Annotated in this window: 8 protein-coding genes and 1 tRNA gene; 7 read left to right on the top strand and 2 right to left on the bottom strand. The window is 35.8% G+C overall.

What is annotated here, in order from left to right:
• Positions 1-165: 165 nt before the first annotated feature.
• The gene (locus tag AB1630_08195) at positions 166-2292 is read right to left on the bottom strand and encodes a DUF2723 domain-containing protein (protein MEW6103772.1); all 2127 of its coding nucleotides are present in this window, start codon (positions 2290-2292) and stop codon (positions 166-168) included.
• 51 nt (positions 2293-2343) lie between these two features.
• Here AB1630_08195 and secD point away from each other — a divergent pair, with 51 nt between their 5' ends.
• The 7 genes from secD to AB1630_08160 all read left to right on the top strand — a co-directional run bounded on the left by secD (position 2344) and on the right by AB1630_08160 (position 7814).
• Positions 2344-3639: a protein translocase subunit SecD gene (gene secD, locus AB1630_08190; protein MEW6103771.1), complete on the top strand. Its 1296-nt coding sequence runs from the start codon at positions 2344-2346 to the stop codon at positions 3637-3639.
• Positions 3640-3668: 29 nt separating this feature from the next.
• Positions 3669-3742: transfer RNA gene (locus tag AB1630_08185), tRNA-Arg, on the top strand.
• 9 nt (positions 3743-3751) lie between these two features.
• On the top strand, positions 3752-4654 hold the full coding sequence (gene hprK, locus AB1630_08180) for an HPr(Ser) kinase/phosphatase (GenBank protein MEW6103770.1): 903 nt from the start codon (positions 3752-3754) through the stop codon (positions 4652-4654).
• The gene (gene pheA, locus AB1630_08175; protein ID MEW6103769.1) at positions 4651-5718 is read left to right on the top strand and encodes a prephenate dehydratase; all 1068 of its coding nucleotides are present in this window, start codon (positions 4651-4653) and stop codon (positions 5716-5718) included. Before hprK ends, pheA begins: the two co-directional genes overlap by 4 nt.
• Positions 5715-6143 carry a phosphate-starvation-inducible PsiE family protein gene (locus tag AB1630_08170; GenBank protein MEW6103768.1) on the top strand — a complete coding sequence of 143 codons (429 nt, stop codon included), beginning with the start codon at positions 5715-5717 and terminating at the stop codon, positions 6141-6143. The genes pheA and AB1630_08170 overlap by 4 nt, the downstream gene beginning before the upstream one ends.
• Position 6144: 1 nt before the next feature.
• Positions 6145-7491 carry a DNA polymerase III subunit gamma/tau gene (gene dnaX / locus AB1630_08165; protein MEW6103767.1) on the top strand — a complete coding sequence of 449 codons (1347 nt, stop codon included), beginning with the start codon at positions 6145-6147 and terminating at the stop codon, positions 7489-7491.
• Entirely contained in the window at positions 7488-7814 is a 327-nt protein-coding gene (locus tag AB1630_08160) for a YbaB/EbfC family nucleoid-associated protein (protein MEW6103766.1), read from the top strand. Before dnaX ends, AB1630_08160 begins: the two co-directional genes overlap by 4 nt.
• On the opposite strand, the gene AB1630_08155 is transcribed toward AB1630_08160, so the two are convergent.
• Complete coding sequence (locus AB1630_08155) at positions 7771-8211, bottom strand: hypothetical protein (protein ID MEW6103765.1); 441 nt, start codon at positions 8209-8211, stop codon at positions 7771-7773. The two genes, AB1630_08160 and AB1630_08155, sit on opposite strands and share 44 nt — an antisense overlap.
• Positions 8212-8510: the final 299 nt, after the last annotated feature.

Below are 8510 nucleotides of genomic sequence, written 5' to 3'. Positions count from 1 at the left end.
TAGATTAGGTATAGTCTTTAAGTTTTAATCTTTTAGTTTTTAGTTTTGAATTGTGGTTTTTCGCTTTTAGTTTTAAGTTTTTAGTTTTTTCATTCTTAAAATTCTATTTTTTGCTCATAAGTTGAGTCTTTATACTGAAACTTGGTATACTTTGAAATACATCATCTATCTCCCCCCTATTGCCAAAAGCATCTGGTTTGCTAAGTTATTATTTGATTGAATGGTAAGAATCCTTTTGCATATAGCCTTTGCAGACTTGAAATTTCCTGTATTGTAATAAACGGTTGCTAGATTTTCCAATGTTTTTATGTTTTTTGAGTCTACCTTTAAAAGATTGCTCCAATAATAAATTGTCATTTTTGGATTTTGTCTTTTATGATAGAGAAGCCCAAGGTTGAAATGTGCATCAATCATATTATTATCTACCTTGATTGCCTTCTTATAATAATTTTCTGCATCATTAAATAGCCCCCTTTGGTCAAAGCCTAAAGCAAGGTTATAATAGCATTTTGAAAGTGATACCTTTGTCTCACTATCCTTTGGGTCTAAATTTAGGGCATTTTTAAATGAAATAATGGCATCAGAATTCATAGAAAGCTCAGAGAGCAATACACCCTGGCTTATATAACCCTTTTTTACATTATTCATAAGCCCCTTTGACCTTCCCTGATATGGAAATATATTAAAATTTGCATTTTTTACCATTTTTATATATTCATCCTGGCTTATTTCTTTTCCTATTACCCTCTGGACAAATCCCTCTGGGATAAGCCTAAATCCCTTTGTTATCTCATCAGAGAATGGCGTATAAATGATATGTGTTTTAGAATTTTTCTCCATAATCTCTTTATATTTCTCAAATCGGACATTTGCAAGCTCTAATGACGAAACCCTCTTATCGGGTAGGGTTCTATCAAATATAAGCTCTGGATGATGCTTGTTTATTTCATCCATAAGCCAGAATGTATGAAGAAATGTCCCATTTATCAAGAATATATCAGACCTTGCATTCTCAACATAATGAAGATACCAGAGGACAAAGCAAATATCTCCCTTTGTAAGGAATATGGCATTTTTCTTTAATGGCTTAAGATAGCCCATCCCTTCGTCGTAGTAAGAATAATCCCTGCTTCTATTATGGGATGTGATATTCTTTGAAAATGGGTACAGGGGAAGGAGAATAAAAAAAATAAGAATGATGGATAATATTCTGTGTAATGAAGCGATAAATGAAAGAAAAAAACCAAGCGAGATGCTCAAAATGATATAGGTTGGAATATAATAATCCCATACATTTGGGATGTTATAATGTGTGCAATGTGTAGTGTTTGCAAGGAGAATAAGGAGAAAGAAGATAAAGATGTTTCTTTTTTTAAAAAAGAAAAGAAAAAATCCAATGATGCTTGGAAGAAAAAGAAGCAAGAATTGGTTCGGAATATGGCTTTTCCAATGTAAAAATCCCCTTTTAAAATGGTCTAGTATGGATGATTTCTCAAAATAATGGGCATATCCTTTGGCTGTAAGGTAATCAATAAAGCCATTTAGCCTATCAGGGTCTCCCCAATTTACCCAAGGATGGGCAGATGAGCGAATGGGAAGGGAAAGATAGAGAAATAAGGGGAGGATAAAGAGGATGGTCATTTTTAAAAGAGTCTTGAGTCTTGAGTCTTGAGTCAGGAGTCCGGGCCGTTGAGTTTTGGGTTTCTTTCCATTTTTCCATAGTATAGCCAATATAAAAAATAAAGCCCCTGGGATAAGAAAAGATGTTTGCATATGGTGGGTGAAAGAAAGCCCCAGAAGAAAAGAAAAGAGATAGAGATTGCGGATTTCGGATTTCAGATTGCGGATTTTGTCTTGCCATTTAAGTAAGACGAAAATAATTAAAGTGGCAAAGAAGGCATTTAATGTATATTTCTCGGCAATTACAGCCTGTTCCCAGAATGTAGCAGAGAAAGCCAAAATCAAAGATGCAACAATAGCTGGAATTGTTCTGGTGTTCTGGTATTCTGGTGCTCTGGTGCTCACTTTTAATGTAATAAAATAGACCATCATTACAGCCAATGATGCAAATAATGCAGAGAAAACATTCATCCTAAAAGCAATGTTTCCAAATGGGATAATGCTTATGAATAATTTTCCAAAAATTGTAAATAGGGGGTATCCTGTAGGGTGTGGTATTCCAAGAAGATAGCCTGCAGAAACCATATCACCTGCATCATGGAATGGAATTGTTGGATAAGATGTAAGAAGATAAACAAGAAATACGCCAAAGAAGATAAAAACTCCAATCATCCCTAAATTTTAAATTGCAAATTGTAAATTTACAATGTATAATTTTTAAATATGCAGAAAAAGGTTGTATGGAAGATAATTCTTATCCTTCTTATCTTTGGAGGGACAATTGCCTATCTTTATCTTAAGAAGCTAAAGCTCGGGCTTGACCTTATTGGTGGGATGAACCTTGTTCTTGTTCCTGATACATCAAAGCTTTCTTCTAAGCAAGCAGAGGATGCAGCAGAAAGGGCACTTGAGGTAATAAGAAATAGGGTTGATGAATTTCATGTTGCAGAGCCTGTTGTCCAGCTTGAAGGTCAAGGTGAAAACAAGAGGATTGTTGTTCAACTTCCTGGTCTTGATGACCCTGAGAGGGCAAAGAAGATAGTCGGACAAACAGCTCTCCTTGAGTTTAAGCTTGTTGATGAAGCTAATTTAAATACAGCCCTTGAAAAGGGTCCAAGAACAGGATGGGAAATTTTAAAAGACGAGGATGGAAATAATTATCTTGTAAAGGAAAAGGCTGATATGACAGGTGAGCATTTAAATGATGCCTGGGTTTCAAGGACAGACCAGATGGGTTTGGGGTCAAACATAGGGATTTCATTTTCACTAGACCCAGTTGGAGCAAGAAAATTTGCCAAGGTAACAGGTGAAAATATTGATAAAAATCTTGCTATTATTCTGGATGGAAAGGTAAAGTCAGCACCGGTTATAAGGTCAAGGATTCCAGATGGAAAGGGGCAAATTACGGGAAATTTTACAATGGATGATGCAAGGGATTTGGCTGTTGTGTTGCGGGCAGGAACCCTACCCGCACCTGTTAATATTGTTGAGAATAGGACAGTTGGGGCAAGCCTAGGCCACGATGCTGTAAAGAAAGGGTTATTAGCCGGGCTTGTTGGAGCGCTGATGGTCGTTTTATTTATGGTTTTATATTATAAATTCTCAGGGCTTGTTGCTGTTCTTGGCGTTTCCTACACAATTGCTGTTATCCTTGGTGTTTTGGCTGGATTTTCTGCAACCCTAACACTTCCTGGAATTGCTGGGCTTGTTTTAACCATTGGTATGGCGGTTGATGCAAATGTCCTTATCTTTGAAAGGATAAAGGAGGAGTTAAAGGCTGGAAGGTCTGTAAGAAATGCCATTGATGCTGGTTTTAAAAGGGCATTTTTAACTATTCTTGATTCAAACCTAACAACCCTGATAACTGCATTCATCCTTTTTTATTTTGGAACAGGTCCTATTAAAGGATTTGCTGTTACATTAAGTATTGGAATTATTGCATCAATGTTTTCTGCCCTTTTTCTTTGCAAAACCGTCTTTGACATTTCCTTTTCCAGAAAAGAGAAGATATCAATATGAAAAGTCAGGAGTCTGGAGCTGACTCTTTTGCGGCCGTAGCTCAATTGGATAGAGTGGAAGACTTCGAATCTTAGGGTTATGGGTTCGACTCCCATCGGCCGTGGTAGATGGGATGGCTGAAATAACAATAAAAGAGCTTATAGATGACTTAAAGGATGACCTTAGATTTGAGGTTATCGCAGGCCAAAAGGGGCTTTCAAGGTTAATAACACAGGCTGATATCAATAGACCCGGTCTTGCCCTCATAAAATACTTTAAGCACTTTGGCTATCAGAGGATTCAGGTTTTAGGAAAAGGAGAAATTTCATACCTTCACGATATTTCAAAAAAAGAAAGGGAGGGGATTTTAAAAAATATATTTCAATATGAAATTCCCTGTTTTATTGTTGATTGGGGTCAACCTGTCCCAGATGAGCTTATTGAATTATCAAATTCACATAATATCCCTATTATCTCAACGCCTGTTCCAACAGGAAAGCTAACAACAAATCTTACCCTTTATTTGGAAGAAAAATTTACCGAATCCACACATCAATATGGAACCCTTGTTGATATCTATGGTGTCGGTGTTTTATTAACAGGAAAGCACTCTGTTGGAAAATCTGAATGTGCATTAGAGCTTATTGAAAGGGGGCACAGGCTTATTGCAGACGATGGTGTTTTAATAAAAAGAATAGGAAATACATTGATAGGAGAAGCACCACCGAAAACCGCAAACCATATAGAGATAAGGGGGCTTGGAATTATTAATGTTCAAGAGCTTTTTGGATTCTCTGCTATATGTGAAAAAAAGGAGATAGAGCTTATCTTACATCTTGAGATTTGGGATGATAAAAAGGAATATGATAGGGTTGAACCTAGCGAAAAACCAATGAAAATTTTAGATGTTTCTGTTCCAAAGATGCTTATTCCTGTTGGACCAGGAAGGAATATGTCTGTTATTGCAGAGATTGCTGCATTAAACCATAGGCTTAAGAAGATGGGAAAAAAGCCCTTAAATAATTTTATAAAATGAAGATGAATGAATTAAGAAAAAGGATAGACCAAATAGATGGCAAGATATTAGAGATGCTTGAGGAGAGAATTTCTATTGCAAAAGAGATAGGAAAGCTAAAAAGAGAGGAAAACCTTTCCCTTTTGCATATAGATAGGGAAAGGGAGGTTTTAGAAAGGCTCATAAAAAATAGAAAACTCCTTTCAAAAGAGGCAATTTCTGCAATCTATAGAGAGATATTCTCTGTTTCTTTGCATCTTCAAGGAGAGCCAACAATAGCATATTTAGGCCCAGCTGGAACATTTACCCACCAGGCTGCAGAACAAAGGTTTGGAGCGTCAAATAAATATATTGGTTTTAATGAAATATCAGATGTATTTATGGAGGTTCTTAAAAAAGGGGCAGATTATGGCGTTGTCCCAATTGAAAACTCAATAGAGGGTATTGTTTCTAATACCCTTGATATGTTTATTTCCTCAGATGTTGTAATCTGTGATGAGATATACCTTAAAATATCCCATTGCCTACTTTCTAAAGAAGATAGTATTTTAAAGATTAAAAGGGTATATAGCCATCCCTCTGCATTTGCCCAATGTAGAAAATTCCTTTCCGAAAACATGCCTGGTGTAGAGCTTATTGATATGTCATCCACAGCATCTGCTGCAAAAAGGGTAGTAGATGAAAAATGCTCTGCAGCCATTGGAAATAAGTGGGCAGGAGAAATCTATTGTCTCAATATCCTTAAAGGACAAATAGAAGATTTTGTTTCAAATACAACAAGGTTTGTTGTTATTGGAAGGGAATATGGTAATGCAACAGGACAGGATAAAACATCAATTTTATTTTCTGTAAAAGATAGGCCAGGTGCATTACATGATATGCTTATGCCATTTGCAGAGGAGGGGATAAACCTTACAAAGATAGAATCCCGTCCATCAAAGATAAAACCTTGGGAATATATGTTTTTTATTGATTTTGAAGGTCATATCCAGGATGAAAAGGTAAAAATAGCAATAGAAGGACTTAATAATCTTTGCAATTATTTAAAGGTCTTGGGTTCATATCCAAAGGGAGAGATGGTATGAAAAGAATAAGAAGGATTTTTCTCTTAATAGATGACATTGTTCATATTAGCGTTGCCTTTATTCTTGTCTTTGCTGCCTTTGCCTTTCTCTATCAGGCTTTTATAAAGGCTTTTTCTTTAAATATCACTTCCATCCTTGAAATGGTAGGAGATGCATTGTTTGTCCTCCTTATTATGGAAATCCTCTGGGATGTTTTAAGGTATTTTAAAAAGCTTCCTTTTACCCTAAAGCCATTTATCTTTGTTGGGATAATATCAAGCATCAGGGGAATGGTTCTTGTTGAGGCAAAGATGTCCATAGGGTTTGAGGAAATTCCTTTATCTTATCAATTAGCAAAGATTGGTGTATTTGCTCTTGTTATATTTATCTTATGTTTATGCCTCTATCTTTTGGGAAAAATCCCTCCATCTGGCTCTGAAGAATAAGATGTATCTTTCTTTAGCAAGGAAATATAGGCCAAAGAGTTTTGACAGCGTTATAGGGCAAAGCCATATTGTTACAACCTTAAAGAACGCTATTTTCCAAAGCAGAATAAACCCGGCATACCTTTTCTTTGGACCCAGAGGAACAGGAAAGACATCTATTGCAAGGATTTTGGCAAAATCTCTAAATTGCAAAGAGGGACCAACACCAATTTGTTGTTGCAAATGCTCTTCCTGTCTTGAGATTGATGAGAGCTTCTCTTTAGATGTTATTGAGATTGACGGTGCTTCAAATAGGGGGATTGACCAGATAAGGGAATTAAGGGAAAGTGTAAGCTATAAGCCTATTGGTGGAAGGTTCAAGGTCTACATTATTGATGAGGTTCATATGCTAACCACAGAGGCATTCAATGCCCTATTAAAAACCCTTGAGGAGCCACCTGCTCATGTAATCTTTATCTTTGCAACAACAGATGTTCAAAAGGTTCCAAAGACAATATCCTCAAGGACACAGATGTTTGAATTTAGAAAGATAGAAAGGGTTATGATAAATGAAGCCCTGTTTTCTATAGTAGAAAAAGAGGGTTTTAAAATAGATAAAGATGCAATCTCTCTTATATCCTCCATCTCTGATGGAAGTCTAAGGGATGCAGAATCTATCCTTGATCAGGTTATTTTATACAAAGAGGATGCAAATTGTGATGATATAAGGAGCCTTTTGGGAATCTGCAAAGAGGAGGTAATTGTTTCATTGATTGAAATGATAAAAAATAAAGATAAAGAGGCAATCTCCTTTGTAAAAGGGATGATAGACGAAGGATTTACTCCTGATATGATAATAAAAGGGCTTTTAGATTCCCTGAAGGGTTTTATTGTTGAGTCCGCTTCTTGTAATGGTGATATAGAATGGTTAATAAAGGTAGGAGATGTCTTTTGTGAGACACAAGAAAGGATAAGGAGGCTACCAGACGACGCAGAGCTTCTCCTTGAACTGGCTATAATAAAGCTTATTCAGGAGTCAGAGGGTCAGAGGGTCAGAGGGTCAGAGGGTCAAAATGATGATGTATTGGGAAGGTGGAATGAGGTTTTGGAGATGGTTTCCAAGAAAAACCCCCTTCTTAAAAACCCCTTACAAGAGATAGAGTCTATTGAAGAAGAGGAAAACAAGCTTATTTTAAAATTTAAAGAAACGGCAAATACACATAGAAGAATTATAGAAAAGGCAGAGAATAAAAGGGTTATTGAAGATGTTTTAAATGAGCTTTTTAAGAGAAAAATGGAAATTGTAATTCCTGAAAGGGATATTGTTGAGCTTGCCTCTGAAATATTTGATGCTGTGGAGATAAAATGATAGACATTTTTTCTTTAGTAAGGAATATTGGAAAGATTGAATCCTTAAGGGATGAACTTTTAACAAGGCTAAAAGAGAAAAGGGTAAATGGCCAATCTGGCGGAGGAATGGTTGAGGTTACCTGCAATGGAATGAAGGATGTTTTGGATATAAAGATAGAAAAAGGGTTAGAAAAGGATGTTGCAATGCTTGCTGACCTTATTGTATCTGCTATTTCTCAAGCCCAAAAAAAGGCAGAAGCCTTATTTTTAGAAGAGATAAAAGACCTAATTTTAAATTTTAATGCTTTAACAAAAGAAGGGCTGTCCAGAGAAAGAGGATAGAACACCCAATGGGAAGAATACAGGGTGCAATCCAGGGAGAAGGTATAAGAAACAGAATGTCAAAATCAAAGATAGACCTTGGCCACTTAAGCCAGATATAGAGAAAAATGTAATAAAATATATCCCAGATTCCAAAGACCCATAAGAAATAGGCAATTCTTTCTTTAATCCTTACCCCTGCCATTATGGCAATGGTCAATAAAATAACAATTGTTGATACCTCTCTTGTTTGCTCTATGAATAACATTTTGTGCTTAATAAGAAAATTAGAAACAGCATCTATGCTGTGAATATGCGACCAGGCATCGCCTGGCAATATCCTCCTTATATAGACAACAACAATTGCTTCAAGGTAGCCAAATGCAATGCCAAATATTGTAAGGAAAAAAAGCCTCATTTCTTAATTATAGGATAATATTTCCAGTCAGCGATTGTAAAGATTTCTTTTCAGAACTTCCCCAACTTTTTACAAATCTATATAAACAATAAGATAAAATGGATTATTGTTAAAAAAACAAAAAGAAAAGAAATATTTAAGAAAAATACCAAATCTGCCGATATTAAAGAAAGGGACGCCATCTTTTCTTTTCTTTTGAATAAACTTAGGCGTCCCTAAATATTTTGGAGGTGCTTTAAACAATATGAAGGTTAATAGATTTAGAACATTAGGAAAAAAGAAATTTCAATTAGGGAAAC

Source organism: bacterium (assembly GCA_040753555.1).
Taxonomy (GTDB): Bacteria; UBA9089; UBA9088; order UBA9088; family UBA9088; genus JBFLYE01.
The sequence above is the reverse complement of the archived record's forward strand: the minus strand, read 5'-3'. Positions and strand labels throughout refer to the sequence as shown.